The organism is Thioclava sp. FR2 (assembly GCF_051200875.1).
Classification (GTDB): domain Bacteria; phylum Pseudomonadota; class Alphaproteobacteria; order Rhodobacterales; family Rhodobacteraceae; genus Pseudotabrizicola.
The window spans coordinates 968,513-988,516 of sequence record NZ_CP195191.1; the positions used below are offsets into that span (position 1 = coordinate 968,513).

Annotated in this window: 21 protein-coding genes; 11 read left to right on the forward strand and 10 right to left on the reverse strand. The window is 57.1% G+C overall.

The window, feature by feature from the left end:
• The first annotated feature begins 31 nt into the window (after positions 1–31).
• Positions 32–316, forward strand: a complete 285-nt coding sequence (locus ACSBLW_RS04660) for an ArsR/SmtB family transcription factor (RefSeq protein ID WP_435260042.1) — start codon at positions 32–34, stop codon at positions 314–316.
• 155 nt (positions 317–471) lie between these two features.
• Here the strand turns inward: ACSBLW_RS04660 and ACSBLW_RS04665 are convergent, their stop codons facing one another.
• Positions 472–741, reverse strand: a complete 270-nt coding sequence (locus tag ACSBLW_RS04665; RefSeq protein ID WP_435259068.1) for an usg protein — start codon at positions 739–741, stop codon at positions 472–474.
• 204 nt (positions 742–945) lie between these two features.
• Here ACSBLW_RS04665 and gyrA point away from each other — a divergent pair, with 204 nt between their 5' ends.
• From gyrA to gluQRS, 6 genes are all read left to right on the forward strand, one after another.
• Entirely contained in the window at positions 946–3,660 is a 2,715-nt protein-coding gene (gyrA, locus tag ACSBLW_RS04670; RefSeq protein ID WP_435259069.1) for a DNA gyrase subunit A, read from the forward strand.
• Entirely contained in the window at positions 3,650–4,009 is a 360-nt protein-coding gene (locus tag ACSBLW_RS04675; protein WP_435259070.1) for a hypothetical protein, read from the forward strand. Before gyrA ends, ACSBLW_RS04675 begins: the two co-directional genes overlap by 11 nt.
• Positions 4,010–4,032: 23 nt before the next feature.
• Positions 4,033–4,872 carry a LysR family transcriptional regulator gene (locus tag ACSBLW_RS04680; protein ID WP_435259071.1) on the forward strand — a complete coding sequence of 280 codons (840 nt, stop codon included), beginning with the start codon at positions 4,033–4,035 and terminating at the stop codon, positions 4,870–4,872.
• A gap of 119 nt (positions 4,873–4,991) precedes the next feature.
• The gene (locus ACSBLW_RS04685) at positions 4,992–5,387 is read left to right on the forward strand and encodes a hypothetical protein (protein WP_435259072.1); all 396 of its coding nucleotides are present in this window, start codon (positions 4,992–4,994) and stop codon (positions 5,385–5,387) included.
• 110 nt (positions 5,388–5,497) lie between these two features.
• Positions 5,498–6,829 (forward strand): methylenetetrahydrofolate--tRNA-(uracil(54)-C(5))-methyltransferase (FADH(2)-oxidizing) TrmFO, encoded by a 1,332-nt coding sequence (gene trmFO, locus ACSBLW_RS04690; RefSeq protein ID WP_435259073.1) that lies wholly within the window; start codon positions 5,498–5,500, stop codon positions 6,827–6,829.
• A complete protein-coding gene (gene gluQRS / locus ACSBLW_RS04695; protein ID WP_435259074.1) occupies positions 6,817–7,635 on the forward strand; it encodes a tRNA glutamyl-Q(34) synthetase GluQRS in 819 nt (272 codons plus the stop codon). Before trmFO ends, gluQRS begins: the two co-directional genes overlap by 13 nt.
• Here the strand turns inward: gluQRS and ACSBLW_RS04700 are convergent.
• The 6 genes from ACSBLW_RS04700 to ACSBLW_RS04725 form a co-directional block, all read right to left on the reverse strand.
• Positions 7,632–8,024, reverse strand: coding sequence for a hypothetical protein (locus ACSBLW_RS04700; RefSeq protein ID WP_435259075.1), 393 nt, complete (start codon positions 8,022–8,024; stop codon positions 7,632–7,634). The two genes, gluQRS and ACSBLW_RS04700, sit on opposite strands and share 4 nt — an antisense overlap.
• Before the next feature lie 114 nt (positions 8,025–8,138).
• Positions 8,139–8,690 carry a sarcosine oxidase subunit gamma gene (locus ACSBLW_RS04705; RefSeq protein ID WP_435259076.1) on the reverse strand — a complete coding sequence of 184 codons (552 nt, stop codon included), beginning with the start codon at positions 8,688–8,690 and terminating at the stop codon, positions 8,139–8,141.
• Positions 8,683–11,688, reverse strand: coding sequence for a sarcosine oxidase subunit alpha family protein (locus ACSBLW_RS04710; RefSeq protein ID WP_435259077.1), 3,006 nt, complete (start codon positions 11,686–11,688; stop codon positions 8,683–8,685). The genes ACSBLW_RS04705 and ACSBLW_RS04710 overlap by 8 nt, the downstream gene beginning before the upstream one ends.
• A complete protein-coding gene (locus ACSBLW_RS04715; protein ID WP_435259078.1) occupies positions 11,685–12,008 on the reverse strand; it encodes a sarcosine oxidase subunit delta in 324 nt (107 codons plus the stop codon). Before ACSBLW_RS04715 ends, ACSBLW_RS04710 begins: the two co-directional genes overlap by 4 nt.
• Positions 12,009–12,083: 75 nt before the next feature.
• Positions 12,084–12,419 (reverse strand): hypothetical protein, encoded by a 336-nt coding sequence (locus ACSBLW_RS04720; RefSeq protein ID WP_435259079.1) that lies wholly within the window; start codon positions 12,417–12,419, stop codon positions 12,084–12,086.
• 70 nt (positions 12,420–12,489) lie between these two features.
• Positions 12,490–13,737 carry a sarcosine oxidase subunit beta family protein gene (locus ACSBLW_RS04725; protein ID WP_435259080.1) on the reverse strand — a complete coding sequence of 416 codons (1,248 nt, stop codon included), beginning with the start codon at positions 13,735–13,737 and terminating at the stop codon, positions 12,490–12,492.
• Positions 13,738–14,022: 285 nt separating this feature from the next.
• Between ACSBLW_RS04725 and ccmI the strand changes: the two genes are divergently transcribed.
• From ccmI to ACSBLW_RS04740, 3 genes are read left to right on the forward strand one after another with little or no spacing between them, the layout of a single operon-like run.
• Positions 14,023–15,258, forward strand: a complete 1,236-nt coding sequence (gene ccmI, locus ACSBLW_RS04730; protein WP_435259081.1) for a c-type cytochrome biogenesis protein CcmI — start codon at positions 14,023–14,025, stop codon at positions 15,256–15,258.
• A complete protein-coding gene (ruvX, locus tag ACSBLW_RS04735) occupies positions 15,255–15,728 on the forward strand; it encodes a Holliday junction resolvase RuvX (protein ID WP_435259082.1) in 474 nt (157 codons plus the stop codon). Before ccmI ends, ruvX begins: the two co-directional genes overlap by 4 nt.
• Before the next feature lie 4 nt (positions 15,729–15,732).
• Positions 15,733–15,963, forward strand: coding sequence for a DUF1289 domain-containing protein (locus tag ACSBLW_RS04740; protein WP_435259083.1), 231 nt, complete (start codon positions 15,733–15,735; stop codon positions 15,961–15,963).
• Positions 15,964–15,972: 9 nt separating this feature from the next.
• On the opposite strand, the gene ACSBLW_RS04745 is transcribed toward ACSBLW_RS04740, so the two are convergent.
• Complete coding sequence (locus tag ACSBLW_RS04745) at positions 15,973–16,716, reverse strand: hypothetical protein (RefSeq protein WP_435259084.1); 744 nt, start codon at positions 16,714–16,716, stop codon at positions 15,973–15,975.
• Complete coding sequence (locus ACSBLW_RS04750) at positions 16,716–17,534, reverse strand: sulfite exporter TauE/SafE family protein (RefSeq protein WP_435259085.1); 819 nt, start codon at positions 17,532–17,534, stop codon at positions 16,716–16,718. Before ACSBLW_RS04750 ends, ACSBLW_RS04745 begins: the two co-directional genes overlap by 1 nt.
• A 125-nt stretch (positions 17,535–17,659) precedes the next feature.
• Here ACSBLW_RS04750 and ACSBLW_RS04755 point away from each other — a divergent pair, with 125 nt between their 5' ends.
• Positions 17,660–18,853 carry a multidrug effflux MFS transporter gene (locus ACSBLW_RS04755; RefSeq protein WP_435259086.1) on the forward strand — a complete coding sequence of 398 codons (1,194 nt, stop codon included), beginning with the start codon at positions 17,660–17,662 and terminating at the stop codon, positions 18,851–18,853.
• Here ACSBLW_RS04755 and dusA read toward each other — a convergent pair.
• On the reverse strand, positions 18,832–19,773 hold the full coding sequence (gene dusA, locus ACSBLW_RS04760) for a tRNA dihydrouridine(20/20a) synthase DusA (RefSeq protein ID WP_435260043.1): 942 nt from the start codon (positions 19,771–19,773) through the stop codon (positions 18,832–18,834). The two genes, ACSBLW_RS04755 and dusA, sit on opposite strands and share 22 nt — an antisense overlap.
• Positions 19,774–20,004: the final 231 nt, after the last annotated feature.

The window sequence follows — 20,004 nt, forward strand, 5'->3', positions numbered from 1 at the left end:
AACCAATTGCGGAACCTTGGCTCCTGACCAGATGCTTGTTCAGGCACAGGCGGCCGCGGCCTTTCTCAAGGCGCTCAGCCATGAAGGCCGCTTGATGATCTTGTGCCACCTGTCATCAGGCGAAAAATCGGTGACCGAGCTTGAGCATTTGCTTGAAAGCCGTCAGGCGGCAGTCAGCCAGCAATTGGCACGCTTGCGGCTGGAAGGTCTGGTATCCTGCCGTCGCGAGGGCAAGACCATCTTCTATTCGATCCAAGACCCGAAAGTCAGCCAGACCATCGCCTTGGTCTATGATATGTTCTGCAAGCCCAACTGATCGGCAACGCCGCCCTTCTCAGTTCTTATGGCTTTTCACACCGCCGGCCGCTTTTGCTGCCGGCGTGTGCATTTCTTGCCCCGCCTTCCCCTGTCCATCTGCCGTCTGTCTGCACGGGGGGTGTACAGGGGGTGTACGCAGGGTGACATGTCGTTTCAGTGCAATTTGAACTCGCCAACGACATTACGCCATTCCGCCGGGGCGATCAGTTTTCTATGCGTGAAGCGCACCGAATGCAGCGGCCCTTCGATATTGTCCTGCCAATATTCGATGAATCGGAAAAGCTCTGGGTAATCTGGCGCAAGATCGTAGTCCTGCCAGATGAAGCTATTGAGAACATTACGATAATCCGGCATCCGGTAGTAAAATTCTGCGGTTGTCAGGCCATAGCCTTTCAACATCAGTTCCGTCTCAGTTCCGCGCATGTTTAGCACCTCCTGACCTACGCTGAACCTCCCCCTTCTCAAATCATGCCAAAGCCAGATTAAAAATCAATGATTACAGTATGTTGGCACTCCGATCCGATGGCTGCCAAAGCTTCCCGTTCCCTGCCATTGCACCCCATACCTTGCATGGTGTAAGGTCTGGCCAACAAAATCTAGATAAGCCCGACGAAAGGCCCCGTTCACATGAGCGATACGCCAGAAGACACTGAAATCTCAGGTGAAAAGCCAGAGCGCCCAGCTTACCACGGGCCTCAGATCGACATCGCCGCCGAGATGAAAACGGCCTATCTCGACTATGCAATGTCGGTGATCGTCAGCCGCGCGATTCCGGATTTGCGTGACGGTTTGAAACCCGTGCATCGGCGCATTCTCTTTGCCATGCATGAAACCGGCAACACTCACGACAAATCCTACCGCAAATCCGCCCGTCCGGTTGGCGATACGATGGGGAAATACCACCCTCATGGCGACAGCGCGATCTATGACGCGCTGGTGCGGATGGCGCAGCCATTTTCCATGTCTCTCAAGCTCTTGGACGGCCAAGGGAACTTCGGCTCGATGGACGGCGATGCCGCGGCGGCCATGCGCTATACCGAAGTTCGGATGGACAAGCCTGCCGCCTATCTCCTTGCCGACATCGACAAGGAAACCGTTGATTTCCAAGACAACTATGACGGCAAGGACAAAGAACCCACCGTCCTTCCGGCGCGCTTCCCGAACATGCTGGTCAATGGCGCGGGTGGGATTGCGGTGGGTATGGCCACCAATATTCCTCCGCACAATTTGGGCGAAGTGATCGACGGCACCTTGGCCCTGATCGACAACCCCGACCTGTCGACCGAGGCCCTGATGGACATCATCCCGGCCCCCGATTTCCCGACAGGCGCGACCATTTTGGGCCGTTCTGGCGCGCGCAAGGCCTATCTGGAAGGTCGCGGAAGCGTCATCATTCGCGCCAAGACGCATATTGAAGAAATTCGCAAGGATCGCTTCGCTATCATCGTCGATGAAGTTCCCTATCAGGTGAACAAGGCCGCGATGATCGAAAAGATCGCTGATCTGGTCCGTGAAAAGCGGATTGAAGGAATTGCTGGCGTTGCCGACGAATCTGACCGCATCGGTGTGCGTGTCGTGATTGAACTAAAGCGCGATGCAACGCCCGAAGTGGTCTTGAACCAGTTGTTCCGCTTTACACCGATGCAAACCAGCTTTGGCTGCAACATGCTGGCCCTAAACGGGGGCCGGCCTGAACAACTGACGCTGCGGGATTTCCTGAGCCACTTCATCACCTTCCGTGAAGAAGTGGTTGCCCGCCGCACAGCCTTTGAACTGCGCAAAGCCCGTGAACGCAGCCATATCCTTTGCGGTCTGGCCGTTGCGGTTTCCAACGTGGACGAGGTCGTTCGCACGATCCGCTCATCAGCCGATGCTGGTGAGGCCCGCGAAAAGCTGATGACCCGCCGTTGGCCCGCAGCGGATATTGCGGCCTATATTCAGTTGATCGACGATCCGACTCACAAGATGAATGAGGACGGCACCTATAACCTGTCGGAAACGCAGGCCCGTGCTATTCTGGATCTGCGACTGCAACGCCTGACCCAGCTTGGCGTCAAGGAAGTCACCGACGAGCTGGAAGAACTGGCCGCCAAGATCAAGGATTACCTTGAAATCCTTGGTTCGCGTGACCGCATCATGGCGATCATCTCGGATGAATTGCGCGAAGTGAAAACGGCCTTTGCCGTGCCGCGCCGAACCGAGATTGTCGACTGGTCTGGCGACATGGAAGACGAAGACCTGATCGAGCGTGAGGATATGGTCGTCACCATCACCTCGGGCGGCTATATCAAGCGCACCCCACTTGCCGAATTCCGCCAGCAAAACCGGGGCGGCAAGGGTCTGGCTTCGATGCAGACCAAAGAAGACGATGTGGTGACCACGCTCTTTGTGGCCAACACGCATACCTGGCTGTTGTTCTTCACCACCGATGGCATGGTCTACAAGATGAAGACCTGGCGCCTGCCGCTTGCGGGCCGAACCGCCAAGGGCAAGGCGATCGTCAACATCTTGCCGATCCAGACGGGAATCACGATCGCCGCATTGATGCCGGTCGATGTGCCTGAAGAAGATTGGGGCAACCTGCAGATTGTCTTCGCAACCAGCGATGGCGATGTGCGCCAGAACGACCTGTCTGACTTCACCAATGTGATGCGCAACGGCAAGATCGCGATGAAACTGCCCGAAGGCGTCAGCCTTGTGAATGCGGCGATTGCGGATGAGAACGACGATATCATGCTTGTCACCGAAGGTGGCCGCGCAATCCGCTTCTCGACCCAGGAAATTCGCGTCTTCAAGTCGCGCGGATCGACGGGTGTTCGCGGCATCCGCTTGGGCGATGGTGACAAGGTTGTCTCTATGTCCATCATCCGCCACTTCGAGGCCAGCCCAGAGGAGCGCGCCGCTTATCTGAAGCAACGCCGTCTGATGGCCGGCGTGACAGAGGAAGAGGGCGCCGACGATGATGAAGAGAACGTCGCCGCCGGACAGCTTTCGACGGAACGCTATGCCGAAATGTCTGCGGCCGAGGATCTGATCCTGACCATTACAAAGGGCGGATCAGGCAAACTCTCCTCAAGCCACGACTATCCGGTTCGGGGCCGTGGTGGCATGGGCGTCAAAGCAATCTCGCCAGGGCCGCGTGGCGGCAGGATCATTGCCTCCTTCCCGGTCGAGATCAGCGATCAGATCATGTTGGCGACCGATTCCGGACAATCAATCCGTGTGCCGGTTGATCAGATCAGCTTCCGGTCCCGTTCAGCCGGTGGTGTACGGGTCTTTAACGTCGCCGCGGATGAAGCGGTCGTTTCCGTGGCGCGGGTTGCCGAACAAAGTGAAGAATGACCTGCTTGTGCGGCTGGCTCAACTGGCCGCGCAGGAAACGATAATCACCTATGGCGCGCTTGCCAAAGACCTGGGCTGGCGCGTTTCTACACTGACTGACGCACTCGAAGTCCTGATGGAAGAGGACGCCAGAACCGGCAGCCCCTTTCGCGCAGTCCTTCTGGATGCAAAAATGACTCCTGGCCTTCCGGCCGACGGTTTTTTTCAGAAAGCAAGGGAACTGGGCCGTCCTGTGGCGCGTTCCCTAGACTCGGTAGCGAATGAACGGAGGGCCGTTCGTTCAATGCTTCGGCGATCGTTCCAGAACGCTTGTGGTAATGGTGAAGATGTAGACCAATTCCCTTCCTGACACACGGGAGAGCGCTTTCCTAAATGAACTCATGGGACAACTATCGCTTCATGTTGGCGCTGGTTCAGGGCAAGACCATGGCCGCTGCAGCACGAAGCCTTGGGATAGATGTTGCCACGGTTTCGCGGCGCATTGAAAAGCTGAATGAACTTTTTGGGCGTCCTGTTTTCGTCAAAAAGTCCGAAGGCTGGTCTTTGGCGCCCGAATTCGAAGATCTGGCCCAAATGCTGGTGGAGTTCTCGGAACGCCTGACCAGTATGCGAAACAGCATTGTTCAAGGTGGTACTGAGCAAATCACTCAAGTGGTGATCGGCTGCCCCCCAATGATTGCATCGGCAGTGCTTCTTCCGTCCCTTCGCACTGAGCTGTCGCCGCCGCCGAACATCCAATTTACCTTCACGCATCGCATCTTTGAGGACGGGCTCGGTGATTGCGACATTGTCATCAGGTTCGGACGACCTGAGGCCGGACGCATCGTTACGCGGCGTGCGGGAACCGTCGAATTCAGCCTGTATAAACAGAGAGCGCAGCGTCTTGGTAAAGTGTGGGCCGGGCTAACGCCGCCTCATGATAACTATGGTCCAATGCAATTGGGCTTTCAGAAATTTGGCTGCCCTCCAAAAATACGGGTGGATCAAATCGAACATTTGCTGATTGCCGTCGAAGCGAACGGCCTGCCCGCTCCGCTTCCCGACGTCATGACGCGGGGAAAGGATTTGTTGGAACGCGTGCCAGACACTTATGGTTTTTCAGCGGAATTCTGGTTGCTTTACCACGAGGCTCGTCAAAGCGATCCGGCCCTTCGTCAATGTGTGGACTGGATCATTCGTGCCTTTCGCCATGCAGAAGGTAAGACACCCTGACCATTGCTGCATTTTTGCAAAGGCACCATTGCACAATTGAAGGTTGCCTAAACTATCCTCTTTATACAACCTAAAGACATAATAGCCGAAAAATCGGCATCCATCGAGCGGGCAATAAAATGGGGACACAGGCTATTGGAATAGCGCAATTGACGCTTCGACTGGCTTTCGGTGCCGTCGTCGGCTATGCGGCATTCCTTCAATCCGTCTATTCACCGGCCTTCGCCAGTTCCGGAAGTGGCGGAATTGGTGAAAGTACATCCCCTATCGTTCTGCATGCCTTGATGGCGGTTGCCGCAATCTGGCTTATCTTTGGGGTCAGGACTCGGGTCGTCGCGCTGTTCGGATTGTCCTGCTACGCCACTTTGTTCTGGCTTGAAACGCAGAACGGCTTTTCCACGCGGCTTGAATTTCTAGTGCCGTTGCAGATCGTAGCGCTACTCGCTCTCCCGCTGATCCTGTTCGGCGGCGGCCATTTCAGCCTGTACCGCGCGGGCTGGCGTAACCCCCTTTAAGAACTCCGCCTCGGGCCGTAAGCGAGAGCATCGTTTACGGCCCACTTTTTGTTTTGGTTCAGAATTTTCACCCTCTTCCAAAAATGGCGGAAGCTGTATAGATCGCCCACATGGCAGAGGTTTTACATATCATCGGCGGCGGAATGGCCGGATCCGAGGCCGCTTGGCAGGCGGCCAATATGGGCGTTGACGTGGTCATCCATGAGATGCGGCCCAAAGTTGGCACTTTCGCGCATCGCACCGGCAATCTTGCGGAAATGGTGTGCTCCAATTCTTTCCGGTCAGATGACGATGAGAGGAATGCCGTTGGCTTGCTGCATTGGGAGATGCGCGCTGCAAACGGTCTGATTATGGAGCAAGCGGCGGCGCATCGCCTTCCCGCAGGCGGAGCATTGGCCGTGGACCGCGACCCTTTCGCCGAAAGCGTCACGGCCAAGATCAAGGCGCATCCCCGGATTTCAGTGGTCTATGACGAAGTGCCCGAACTGCCGACAGAAGGCCACTGGATCGTCGCCACTGGCCCATTGACCAGTGGTAACTTGGCTGAAAGCATTCGCACTGTAACGGGAGCCGAGCATCTCGCTTTCTTCGACGCCATCGCGCCAATCGTCTATGCAGAAAGCATCGACATGAATGTGGCCTGGCTGCAAAGCCGATACGACAAAGGCGAAACCGAAGAAGAGCGCACAGCCTATATCAACTGCCCGATGAATAAGGCGCAGTATGAGGCCTTTATCGACGCGCTATTGGCTGCCGATAAAACCAACTTTCACGAAGGCGAAACGGCGGGCTACTTCGACGGCTGTCTGCCGATCGAGGTGATGGCAGAGCGTGGCCGCGAAACCCTGCGCCACGGACCGATGAAGCCTGTAGGGCTAACCAATGCGCATAAGCCCGAAGAAAAGGCCTATGCCGTGGTGCAATTGCGCCGCGATAACAAGCTGGGAACACTGTATAATATCGTCGGCTTCCAGACCAAGATGAAGTACGGGGCGCAAACCGAGGTGTTCAAGATGATCCCCGGACTGGAGGGCGCAAGCTTTGCCCGTCTCGGTGGCATCCATCGCAATACATTCATCAACTCGCCGACCCTGCTGGATGACCAGATGCGGCTGAAGTCGCGCCCGAACATTCGGTTTGCGGGTCAGGTCACCGGCGTAGAAGGCTATGTTGAAAGCGCGGCGATGGGTCTTTTGGCGGGTCGAATGGCCGCAGCCGAAATTCTTGGGCGCACCCTGTCCCCGCCACCGCCAGAAACGGCAATGGGTGCGTTGATCACACACATTACGGGCGGCGCAGAGGCCAAGACCTTCCAGCCGATGAACGTGAATTTCGGCCTTTTCCCCCCGATTGATGCCAAAGGCGGGCGCCGGGGCCGCAAGGACCGCTACAAGGCCTATACTGACCGCGCCAAAGAGGCGTTTACAGCGTGGCTGGCGTAACGCGTTTTGCCCCCTCTCCCACTGGCCCGTTACATCTGGGCCATGCCTACTCCGCCCTGATCGCGGCCAGCCGAGGTGATCGGTTTCTTCTTCGAATCGAGGACATCGACACGGCGCGGTACAAGCCGGAATGGGAAGCGGCAATCTTTGATGATCTGTCCTGGCTTGGCCTACGTTGGGAACGGCCCGTCATGCGTCAGTCCGAACGCCAAGACGCCTATGAGCAGGCATTGATCCGGCTGGACTCTCTGGGGCTGACCTATCATTGCACCTGCACCCGCGGCGACATTCGTGCGGCCCTTTCCGCACCCCAGGAAGGTGCGCCTGTCATCGGGCCTGATGGTCCGATCTATCCGGGAACCTGTCGGGCGCTTGGCCATAAGACAGGCGCAGTCCGACTGCATATGGCCAAAGCGATGGAGCGATTGGGCGATGTGCGATTTATCGAAACAGGCACACGCGCAGGCGCCCATATCATATCAGCAGAGCATTTGATCACCCAAGTCGGTGATATTGTTCTGGCTCGCAAGGATATTGGCACCAGTTACCATTTGTCCGTTGTCGTTGATGATGCGGCGCAAGAGATCACCGAAGTAACACGCGGCGAAGACCTTTTCGACGCTACGGCCATTCATGTGGCGCTGTTTCGGTTGTTGAACTTGCCGGTCCCGCTATTTCATCACCACAAGCTGATCCGCGATGAAAACGGCAAACGTCTGGCAAAGCGGGATGACGCCCGGGCCCTGTCTAGATACAGGGCCGAAGGCGCCACACCTGATGATATCCGCCGGATGGTCGGTCTTTAGCGTTCTTTGATCTTGCAGCTGCCGTCGCCGCGCGTTTGGTTCGTGTAGCCTTGGGCCTGCATCGTGATAAATGCGTTCTTCTTCGCCTTGAAGTAACTTACCCGATAGACCAGTGTCGCCAGCTGACCAGCGTTGTCCCGCGCCTTGACCGTCCAGCCGACCGTGAGTTTCGCGGCACTGTCGGATTTAATGGCCCCGACGATCGTTTTCTTTTTGGTGAAGTACTGAATGATCGGGTCGGCGACCAAAATCTCTGAAGTATCAGGGGTTGTGACGAAAACGACTTGCGCGGGTATCCATGAAGAATTCCCCGGATCATTAAAGGAGCAATCATAGATTGTTTCAGCGCTCACCATTGAAGTCGAAATGCAAACTGCTGCTGCGGCCATCAGGCCGCTAAAAGTATATTTATTCAATGGGGTTACCCTTGAACGTAAAATGGGGGCACGATTGCCATGCCCCCATTTATAAATCCTACCGTCGTCTAGGGCACAAAGGCCTTTTCACCCAATTTCACTGCCAGGTTGCGAACTGTGGCGCAAAAGTCCCATTACATATCCTGCAACAGACCGGAAACAGACCACCGTAAACCCGGTCTCGTCTTTCCAGAAGGCGGCAGCCACCTGAGCCGTTCGGGTTCGACGAAGCTCTCCGATGGGAAGCGTGTCGAAATCAACCGGCGACAGCTTTTGCAAGACCTGATCCGCCTTCGCCCCCTCTACCCGGAAAACGGCCCGCGCATCTGACACATTGGCAGCAAGGTGGTGTTCACCTTTCAATGCCTCAGCAATGGCGTCCATCGCGGTCGCGGCCTCTTCATAAGGCAGGACCAAAAGGAACTCGTCCGGGCTCATCCATCCAGCAGCCTTATCGCCGGCAGTGACGATCTGGCGTTGTGATGGAACGGTGCAACCAGTGGCGGCCTTGATCGCCTTGTCCAAGCCATTGGTGCCAGCCTTGGCCCGCAGCGTAATCATGCCCAAGGGGCCAATTTCGCGGACCTTGGCAAAGCCGTCAAAGCTTGCGCCGTTCAAAGGGGATACTGGATTAGACATTCTGCTTCTCCCCTTCCGGGTCATAGAACACGGGGCTGACAACCTTGGCCTTGATGGTACCGCCTTTGCCATCGGTGAAGTCCACGGCCTCGCCCAACCGGTCAGGGCCACGATGCAGAAGACCCATCGCAATGCCGCGCCCAAGGGTGGGCGAGAAATAGGTCGAGGTCACGCGACCCTGCACATTGCGCTGGCCATTGGCATTGCTGCCGCCGGTCACGATATAGGCGCCATCCGGGATGACCCGACCATCAACGGTTTCAAAGCCAACCAACTGCCAGCGATCAGGGTTGGAAAGGAAGCTACGTTCCTGACCACGCTTGCCAAGGTAATCGGCCTTCTTCTTCGAAATCGCCCAACCAAGGCCCAGATCCTGCGGGATCACGGTACCATCGGTTTCGTCACCGATCATGATAAAGCCTTTTTCCGCCCGCATGACGTGCAGGCCTTCGGTGCCATATGGCATGGCGCCGAACTCTTCACCGGCTTTCACGCAAGCGTCCCAGAAGGCAGCGCCAAGGCTGGCCGGAACGGCAATTTCATAGGAAAGCTCACCCGAGAACGAGATGCGATAGACCCGCACCGGGAAGCCACCCAAGGTGCCATCGGCCAATTGCATGAACGGAAGTGTCTCTTTCGAGACGTCCATTCCGCCCAGTTTTTCCAGCAGTTTACGAGCTTTGGGGCCGACAACTGCAACTTGGGCGTATTGCTCGGTCACATTGGCGGTGAAAACCTTCCAGTCCCACCATTCGCATTGCAGCCAGTCTTCCATCCAAGCGTGAATGCGATCTGCCCCGCCCGAGGTTGTGTGGCAAAGCCAGGTATCTTCGTCGATGCGCGCGACAACGCCGTCGTCCGACAGGAAGCCCTGTTCATTGCACATCAAACCGTAGCGGCACTTGCCAATGGGCAAAGTCGACATGACGCCTGTGTAAAGCATGTCAAGGAACTTGCCGGCATCCGGGCCTTTGACAATGATCTTGCCAAGGGTCGAGGCATCCAAAAGTCCCACGTTCTCACGCGTGTTCTTTACCTCGCGATGAACGGCCTGTTCATGCGTCTCGCCTGCCCGCGGGAAGCAATAGGGGCGGCGCCAGTAGCCAACCGGTTCGAAATAGGCGCCGTTCTTTTCATGCCATGAATGCATCGGGGTCTTGCGAAGCGGCTGGAAAATCTCACCGCGCGCTTCACCAGCCAAGGCACCAATGGTCACCGGCGTATAAGGCGGACGGAAAGTCGTGGTGCCCACCGAAGGGATCGCGGCACCAAGGCTGTCTGCCAGAATGGCAAGGCCATTGATGTTCGACAGCTTACCCTGATCAGTGGCCATCCCTAACGTCGTGTAACGCTTGGTATGTTCGACAGACTCATATCCTTCGCGTGCGGCCAACTGAACGTCGGACACTTTCACGTCGTTCTGATAATCCAGCCACATCTTTGAACGCAGCGAGATCGGCGCGCCTTGCGGCATCATCCAAACCGGCTCCATCGGGGCCTCTTCGGCCACGACATGTGCGACATCCTTCGCCTTTTTTGGCTTAAGACCAATGGCTTCAAGCGCAATCTTGATCTGTGCCGAGGCGTCGGAAACCGCAGCGCGCAGCGCCCCATTCGCAGCCCCTGCCGGATAGACAAGCGGGCTGCCATCATGCGTCAACGGAGGACGTGTTGCATCAGGACGGAACATCGCCTGCGCCTCATCCCAAAGCAGCTTGCCGCCGCAATGGCTCCACAGATGAACGACTGGGGACCAGCCACCCGACATTGCAACGGCGTTACATTCGATCAATGTAGTGGCAGAGCCTTCACCTGCAAAGTTGCAGATCTCTACGCCTTCAACGCGCTTGCCGCCTTTGACTTTGGCAATCGCCTTACCGGCCTCGACCCGAATGCCAAGGGCGCGCGCCTTTTGCGGTAATTCTCCATCAGCCTTTGCACGGGCATCAATAACTGCAGCGACCTCAAGCCCCGCTGCATGCAAGGCAAGTGCGGTGCGGTAGGCGTCGTCGTTGTTGGTCACAACAACGGTCCGGTCACCCGGAGAAACAGCCCAGTTCACGACGTAATCGCGCACCGCGCCCGCAAGCATGACCCCAGGAATATCGTTCCCCGCAAACGACAGCGGACGTTCAATCGCACCAGTTGCAGCGACAACTTTGCCCACGCGCAAACGCCACAGGCGGTGCTTTGGACGTCCGTCTCCCGGCGTGTGGTCGGCAACTTTCTCATCAACCAACACATAGCCGTGATCGTAAAGCCCCGCCGCCATCGCACGCGTCTTGAGCGTCACGTTCTCCATGCCTGCTAGTTCGGTGATTGCCGCATCAACCCACTCACCAGCTGACTGCCCGTCGATCACATCGCCATCCACCGGTGCACGGCCGCCCCAATGGGCGGTCTGTTCGACCAGCCATACGCGAGCACCGGCACGGCCAGCCGTCAAAGCGGCTTGCAGACCCGCCACACCACCACCGACGATCAAGAGATCGCAAAAGCCATAGGCCTGTTCATAGCGGTCCGCATCACGCTCCTTTGGCGCTTTGCCAAGGCCTGCAGACTGGCGGATGATCGGTTCAAAGAAGTGCTTCCACGCGGCACGCGGGTGAATGAAGGTCTTATAGTAGAACCCAGCAGGCAGAAAGCGCGCAGCGTAGTTATTGACCACGCCAACGTCGAATTCCAGACTTGGCCAATGGTTCTGGCTGCTGGATTCCAAACCGTCAAAAAGCTCGGTTGTCGTTGTCCGCTGGTTCGGTTCCAGACGGGCGCCGCTACCAAGATTGACGAGGGCGTTTGGTTCCTCGGCGCCACTGCCGACGATACCACGCGGACGGTGGTACTTGAACGAACGCCCTACCAGCATCTGGTCATTGGCCAAGAGGGCCGAAGCAAGCGTGTCGCCCTCATATCCCCGCAGGCGCTTGCCGTTGAAGGTGAAGTCGCAAGATTGGGAGCGCTGGATCAGACGCCCCCCGGATTTCAGACGGGAGCTCATTTGTAGCCCTTCCAATCGGGGCGCTTGGCCTTGATTTTTTCAACGAGTTCAGCAGGAGGTTCGCTGGTTTGCGCCGGATATGTTCCGAAGACCTCAAGCGTTGCGGTGCAGCGTGCGGCCAAGAACCACTTGCCGCAGCCGTAGCTATGCCGCCAGCGTTCAAAGTGAACGCCTTTTGGGTTCTTTCGTGCAAACATGTAGGCTTCGAATTCATCATCGGATGAACCCGGACCGAACCGCTTCAGATGCGCTTCGCCACCGGGCGCCAGTTCCGTTTCCTCGGCCTTCACGCCGCAATAGGGGCATTCAAGGATCAGCATGGGGCACCTTTGGACAGCAGAAAGGCGGGCGCCGTATGGCACCCGCCTTGAAAGATTGCAGAAGACGTGTCGCCGTCAGTTGCCTGCGGCAGCACCAGATTCGACTTGCGGCACAGGGTCAGCCGGGAACGGAGCGGCAGCAGCCGGGTCCGCAGGCTGCTCGGTTGCCGGAGCGGCTGGCTCGGCAGGGGCAGACGGTTCGATAGTGACAGTGGTCGAATTGTTCTCGACCGGAATAACTTGGGTTCCGGCGACTTCACCATCGTACATGGCATAGGCAATGATGCCGACGGCGACGACGAGACCGCCAACAATGAACGCCATGCTGCCGCCCGAAGATTTCTCGGTTTCGCGGACATAGGTCTGACGGTTGGTGTAATCGGTCGACGGACGGTTTGTATAATCGGACATGTAACTGGCTCCTTACAGGATATGAACACCCTGCAAACGCCCGTCCCAATCATTTGGTTCCCAAGTTCCATCAGTGGGCCACCCCGGCCGCAACGCTTTCATCAATGAAGCGACCTTCACGGAAGCGCCACATATCGAATTCTGCCGCCAATGGCCCCGGCTCACCCTTTGCCATCAGATCGGCCATGGCCCAACCAGAACCCGGGATGGCCTTAAAGCCGCCCGTCCCCCAACCGCAGTTGATAAAGCAGTTACCCAGCGGGGTCTTCGAGATGATGGGAGAACGGTCGCCCGTCATATCCACGATACCGCCCCATTGGCGCAGCATCTTCAACCGCGACAGCATTGGGAAAGTTTCGATCAGGGCACGCAGGGTTTCCTCAATGTGCTGGAACGACCCGCGCTGTGTGTAGTTGTTGAACCCATCGGTGCCGCCACCGATGACCATTTCGCCTTTGTCGGATTGCGACATGTAGCCGTGCACGGTGTTGGCCATGACGACCACATCCATGCAGGGTTTGATCGGCTCGGACACCAGAGCCTGTAGGCAAAGCGATTCTACCGGCAGACGGAAGCCTGCCATTTCGGCCAGCTGACCCGAATGACCGGCCACGACGATTCCAAGCTTTTTGGTGCCGATAAAACCCTTGGTGGTTTCGACACCCGTCACCTTACCATTTTCGGACCGCACCCCTTTGACTTCGCAGTTCTGGATGATGTCCATGCCCATTTCCGAGCACCCGCGCGCATAACCCCAAGCCACAGCGTCATGTCGCCCCGTACCGCCGCGCGGTTGCCAAAGCGCACCAAGAACCGGGTAACGCGGCCCTTCGATGTTCATGATCGGGCAAAGTTCCTTCACCTGCTGTGGGGTGATGAACTGGGTCTCCACGCCCTGAAGGCTGTTGGCATGCGCCGTGCGCAGGTAGCCGCGCACCTCGTGATGCGTCTGTGCCAGCATCATCACGCCGCGTGGCGAGAACATGACGTTGTAGTTCAGATCCTGCGACAGCGTCTCGTACAGGCTGCGCGCCTTTTCATAGATCGCGGCCGAAGGGTCTTGCAGGTAATTTGAGCGGATGATCGTTGTGTTCCGCCCCGTGTTACCGCCGCCCAGCCATCCCTTTTCGATGATGGCGACATTGCGGATACCGTGGTTCTTTCCAAGGTAATATGCGGTTGCCAGACCATGGCCCCCTGCCCCCACAATAATGGCATCATATTCTTTCTTGGGTTCGGGCGCTCTCCACGCTCTTTCCCAGCCCATGTGATAGCTGAGCGCTTCTTTCGCGATGGCGAATACCGAATAGCGTTTCATCGGGCGCATTCCTTGACGCTGACCTTGGAAGACATGTCCCTATCTGGACCGAAGGGTGGTTTTCGCCATCCCCCATTGCGGCACTACAGGGAAAATTGCGACATCGGCAAGAGGAGTTCCCGAAAAGCCGAGGGGTCGCCCCTTTTTCTTCGCCATAGCGGGTGCCAACGGCGAACTTCACCTCTTTTTGTCTGGCCGCTTTCGGCCTGCGTCCAATTGCGACTTTCAGATCAAGGTCCGAAAGGCTACATCGGGGCAAGAAAAGACGAAAAAGGCGCATCGCAAATGGAAGATTGGGGCTTCTTGCTGGCAGTTACGGGTTTGATCGCGGGTGTTGCCGCGACATTGATCCGGGCCATCTATTTCGCGAAAGGCGAAGAAAAGACGGCGGCCGATTTCGACATTGCTGTTTATCGCGACCAACTGGCAGAAATTGAGCGCGATATCGCCCGTGGAACACTGCCGGCAGAAGAAGGCCAACGCCTGCGGACGGAAGTTTCACGACGTTTGCTAGACGCCGACCGTGCATCGGAAAAAACTGCTTCCATGGCTGTTTCCAGCCGGGACGGTTTGGTTGTTGCTTTGTTCATCCTTTTGGTGATCGGCGGGTCTGTCGCCCTTTATTGGCGCCTGGGTGCGCCTGGGTATCCGGATTTGCCACTGGCAGATCGGCTTGCTATGGCCGAAGAAATGCGCGCTAACCGCTTTTCGCAGGCCGAAGCAGAGGCGAAGGCACCAGCCGAAGAGCCGCGCACCGATGTAGAGCCATCCTTCCTTGATCTGATGGAAAAACTGCGGGCGACGATGGCCGAACGGCCCGATGATCTGCGCGGGCTGGAGCTATTGGCAAGGAATGAAGCGGCTTTGGGAAATTACAAGGCGGCACAGTCGGCACAGGCGCAAATCGTCAAGGTGAAGGCAGGCCAGACCGAAGGCGGCGATCACGCGATATTAGCTGAACTGATGATCCTTTCAGCAGGTGGATATGTGTCGCCAGAAGCTGAGGCCGAGCTGGTCAAAGCATTGGAGCGGGAGCCGACGAATGGCATGGCCCGTTACTATACTGGGGTCATGTTCGCCCAAGTGGGGCGTTTTGATCAAACATTTGCCGTCTGGCGGCCTTTGCTCGAGGAAAGCCCAGCCGATGCGCCTTGGGTTCCGCCACTTCGCCTGCAGATGCCCGACATCGCCGGGCGGGCCGGTGTTAACTATCAGCTCCCACCCGAGCCGGGCCAAGGTCTGAAAGGTCCAACTGCGGGCGATGTAGCCGCAGCGGGCGACATGTCAGAGGATGACCGCAAGGCGATGATTGAAGGCATGGTGGCGCAGCTTGGTGAGCGTCTTGCCAACGAAGGTGGCAGCGCCGAGGAATGGGCAAGGCTGATCTCATCCCTCGCCGTTCTTGGCAGGATGGACGAGGCAAAAGAGATCTACGCCGAAGCCCTGACACGATTTGAGGGTCAGACGGTTGAAACGCAAGGAATCCGTGACGCTGCGGTGCGAGCGGGAGTTGCCGAATGATCCTGGGTGATCTTGAAGCCTTTGTGGCACAATTGCCGCCCTATAAGGCGATTGCCGGTCTGGATTTGGGTGACAAAACGATTGGCGTTGCCATTTCCGACCTGCGCCGAGGCGTTGCGACTCCAATCGAAGTCATCCGGCGCGAGAAGTTCACCTTGGATGCAGCCAAACTGCTGGCCCTGCTGCAATCACGGGAGGTTGCAGGTATCGTGCTTGGTCTTCCTCTGAACATGGATGGAAGCGAAGGTCCAAGGGTGCAATCCACGCGCGCTTTTGCCCGCAATCTTGAAAAGCTGACCCCCCTTCCGATTACCTTTTGGGATGAGCGACTTTCGACGGTTGCGGCAGAAAGGGCACTGCTTGAGGCGGATACATCTCGGAAACGTCGGAAAGAAGTCATTGATCAGGTGGCGGCGAGCTATATCTTGCAAGGCGCGCTAGATCGTATGGCGCATATGAACCGGGGTTAGGCCTTTGACAGAGAATGTCTGGAAACGGGATGAGATCCAATCGCCTTGCGTGAAGCTTTGCGTGGTTCACCCTGAAGAACGTATCTGTGTTGGCTGCTACCGCTCGATAGACGAGATCAGCGCATGGTCGCGACTGACACATGAGGCGCGGGCCGAAATCATGGCCGAACTGCCAAGCCGCGCGCCACGTCTGCAAAAGCGCCGTGGAGGGCGTTCGGCACGCGTAAGCGGCTAAGCCGAATGATCAAGGTTTCAAAAGCCAATCTTCAACGCTTGGCATAAGAGGACGGAAATAGGCGATCATCCGTCCTTCTTCGGGCGCGGCCGCGGCCTCGGCCCATGGAGCAACGCCGTGAATCGTCAGACGATGCAAAAGAGTGGCCTCTCCGGGGCGAATGGGCACGCAGACCCGCTTGCAGGTTTCAAAAACCTTTTTCCGCGCATGCTGGTAGGCCTCTGTCAGGTCTGAATTTCCCCAATCCGCGCGGTCAACCTTTGCCAAAGCGTCAAGCAGGGCCTTCCTGATGATCTCGTGGCTACCTTCCCACACCGTCAATGGCGAGGCATCCCTACTGGTTTCGTTCAGGGCGATTCCAAGAATCCACGCGTGCGGTTCGCGGATAAAGCGCCTTTTTTCCGGACCTTCAGCGATCACCCCATCCAAATGCGCCGCATCACGATTCAACCGGAACCGAAACCCTGCCTCATTTTCCCCATCCGATGGCAACGGATAGCCCGGGCGAACTGTGGAAATCTGCGCCCGGTGAAGCGGTTGTTGGACCAGACCAAAACTTGACCACGGAAACGCTAGTCCAGCCACATTGCCCGCTTCATCGTTGTCCAAAGCGTCAAGACCAACACACCAAGTGCCGCCGCAACGCCAATCGGCATCAGCATTTGAAATGGCCGCTTCGGCCAAAGGACGTGCCGCTTTAGCCCATGCAGCAATCGCCGGATCGGGGCCGATAGGTCGCCAGCCCCTGTCCATTACCAACCAAGTGCTTTGCGAAGCATGTTCAACGCGACGAGGGTGATGAAGATCGCAAAGACCCGTTTCAACGGCTTTGGGTCCATCGCATGTGCAAGTTTTGCACCCAGAGGCGCGGTCATTAGCGTCATCGAAATGACAAGGAAAAAGGCCGGCAAGTTCACCGCTCCAAGACTGAATGGCGGAGCGGCCTTGACCGGCAGGATAAGGAACCCGATGACCGACGGGACGGCAATCGTCATCCCAAAACCGGCTGCCGTCGCGACAGCCTTGTGGATTGGCATATTATAAAGCGTCATCAGCGGGACACCGAAGCTTCCACCGCCAATACCCATCAGAACCGAAAGAAAACCGACGATCGGTGCCATGACCGCGCGCCGCAGGCCCACCGGCATCCCATCACCCAACCGCCATTCTGATTTGCCAAAGGCCATGTAAAGACCGACGACAATTCCCAGCACCCCAAAGATCATTTGCAAGGTGGTGGATTTCAAAGCTGAAGCCGTGACCACGCCAACAGCGGCACCAGCAGCGATGTAGGGCCCCCAGCTTTTCAGCACATCCCAGTTCACTGCGCCCTTCTTGTTATGCGACAAAACGGAACGCGCAGAGGTTACGATGATGGTGGCCAATGAGGTTGCAAGGCAGACCTGCATAAGGTTCGGGCCGGAAAATCCCAGTGCCCCAAAAGCATAGAAGAATGCCGGAACAAGAACGATCCCTCCCCCAACGCCAAGCAACCCCGCCAGAACACCCGCAAAGGCTCCGATCACGGCAAGCATCAGGACCATTGTAATAAGCAGCATTGGGTCTGGCATGGGAAACCTCCGGAACATCTCTGCCCCACTTAGCGCGGCCAAGTTCATTCTTCCAGTGCAGGCTTACCTTGGGCTGGCAAAAGGTATATCCCGGATCTAGAAAATACTTTTGTGAAAGTTCCACAATGTCTGCCTCATTCTTGCGCCCTGCCCTTATTCTGGGCCTGCTGTCCTGCGTTGGTCCCTTTGCCATCGACATGTATTTGCCTGCGATGCCGGAAATTGGGGCGGAACTAGCAGCTGGTGTCCCAGCAATGCAGGGAACAATAACGGCCTATTTCATCGCTTTTGGGGTAGCCCAATTGGTATATGGCCCGTGGGCGGATCAGGCCGGTCGAAAGCCTCCACTCTATGCCGGGCTAGCCATTTTCATATTGGGGACGATCCTTTGTGCCTTTTCCACATCTGTTGAATGGATGTGGGCAGGGCGTTTCGTGCAGGGGCTTGGCGGCGCTGCTGTCATGGTTGTGCCTCGTGCGATCATCCGCGACATGGCAACAGGTCATGATGCGACGCGGTTGATGGCTGCGATCATGCTGGTGATTTCGGTCTCTCCGATGCTGGCCCCTCTGGCTGGATCGGGTGTTCTGGCAATTTCTGGATGGCAGGCGATATTTGGCGTGCTGGCAGTCGCGGCTGTCGTTTCGCTGTTGATGGTGCGCTTCCTTTTGCAAGAAACGCTTTTGCCCGAATATGCCCAGCAATTTGATATCCGGTCGACTTTGGCTGGTACGAAGAAACTCCTGACCGATCCGGGCTTTATGGGCCTGACCTTTCTGGGCGGTTTTGCCATGGCCAGCTTTTTCGTTTTCATCGCCTCTGGCCCGTTTGTCTATTCCTCGGCCTTTGGACTTTCGCCAACCGAGTTTTCTTTAGCCTTTGCCGTCAATGCTATCGGTTTCTTCGCGGCCTCGCAGGCGGCGGCTGGTCTGGGTATGCGGTTCGGCGCGGTGCGCGTGGTTCAATGGGCAACCTTGGGCTTTGCAGTGATGACGATTGCTTTGGTTGGGGTAGCCTTGGCAGGCGGCGCAAGCCTTCTTGTCGTGATCGCAGGACTTTTCCTTGCTAATGGCTTTCTTGGCCTCGTCATACCCACGGTCATGGTGCTTGCCTTGGATGACCATGGCGACATTGCGGGCTTGGCCTCGTCTTTAGGCGGCACGCTGCAAATGCTGGCTGGCGGGGTCATCGTCGCCATCAGTGCGCCGTTCTTCGACGGAACGGTATTGCCAATGCTGTCAACGATTGCACTTTGCAGCCTGCTGGCACTGGCGCTTAGCAGGTTGCCGCTCCGTAGTCAGACGCCAGCACGCACCTGATCAAGGGCAAGGTCCAGAACCTCCGACCCGGCGCCAGAACGGCTGGCGTTTTCGGAAAGGACACGCCGCCAAAGGCGCGCGCCGGGACGGCCGGTGAATAGCCCCAGCATATGCCGGGTAATTTGATGCAGGCGACCACCGCTCTGCAGGTGCTGTTCAATGTAAGGCTTCATGTTTTCGACAAGGTCGATGGGATCTGGTGAGAAATCCTCGCCCCAAAGACTGTCAGCCCCGATAAGGACCGAAGCAGGATCGTGATAGGCAGCACGACCGACCATGACCCCATCAAGCCCTCTCGCCAACAACTCTCGGGCTTGAGCAAGACTCGTGATCCCCCCGTTAATGCAGATCGTCAGGTCCGGAAAATCCCGCTTCATCTGTTCGACCAACGGGTAATTCAAGGGAGGTATTTCCCGGTTTTCTTTCGGCGACAAACCTTGCAGCCAAGCTTTGCGGGCATGGATGACAAAATGACGGACCCCGGCGCGATGAACTCGGTCGATGAAATCCGGTAGAACCTCCTCTGGCACTTGCTCATCGACTCCGATCCGGCACTTTACTGTCACCGGAACATCGCTTTCCCCAATCATCGCGGCAACACAATCAGCAACCAAATCCGGCTTTTCCATCAGGACCGCGCCAAAGCATCCTGATTGAACACGATCAGACGGACACCCGACATTCAGGTTGATTTCGTCATATCCCCAGTCGCGCGCGATCCGCGTGGCCTGCGCCAATTCAGCCGGATCCGATCCCCCAAGTTGCAGGGCAATCGGGTGTTCGGCATCGGAATAGTCAAGCAAGCGTGGCTTTGGACCGTGGACAATCGCGGGGGCCGTCACCATTTCGGTGTAGAGCATCGCGCGACGTGTCATCAGGCGATGAAAATAACGGCAATGTCGGTCCGTCCAGTCCATCATAGGGGCCACGCTCAGCTTTGCGCTGTCGCGAACGAGGTGGTCTATGATTTTGCTTTCAGCTTTGGACACAACGCCACTACCCGTATTCCGCTCTGATCGCCCCAGTTTCCAAGGCATCTCGGCAGTCACCTTGCCTTGAGACAACCGCTTTCTGCTATTCCGCAACTTCTCGTCTGATGCAATAGTAGCGCGGAAATTCAGGTTACACCGTCCGTTTGAAATTACGCCTGT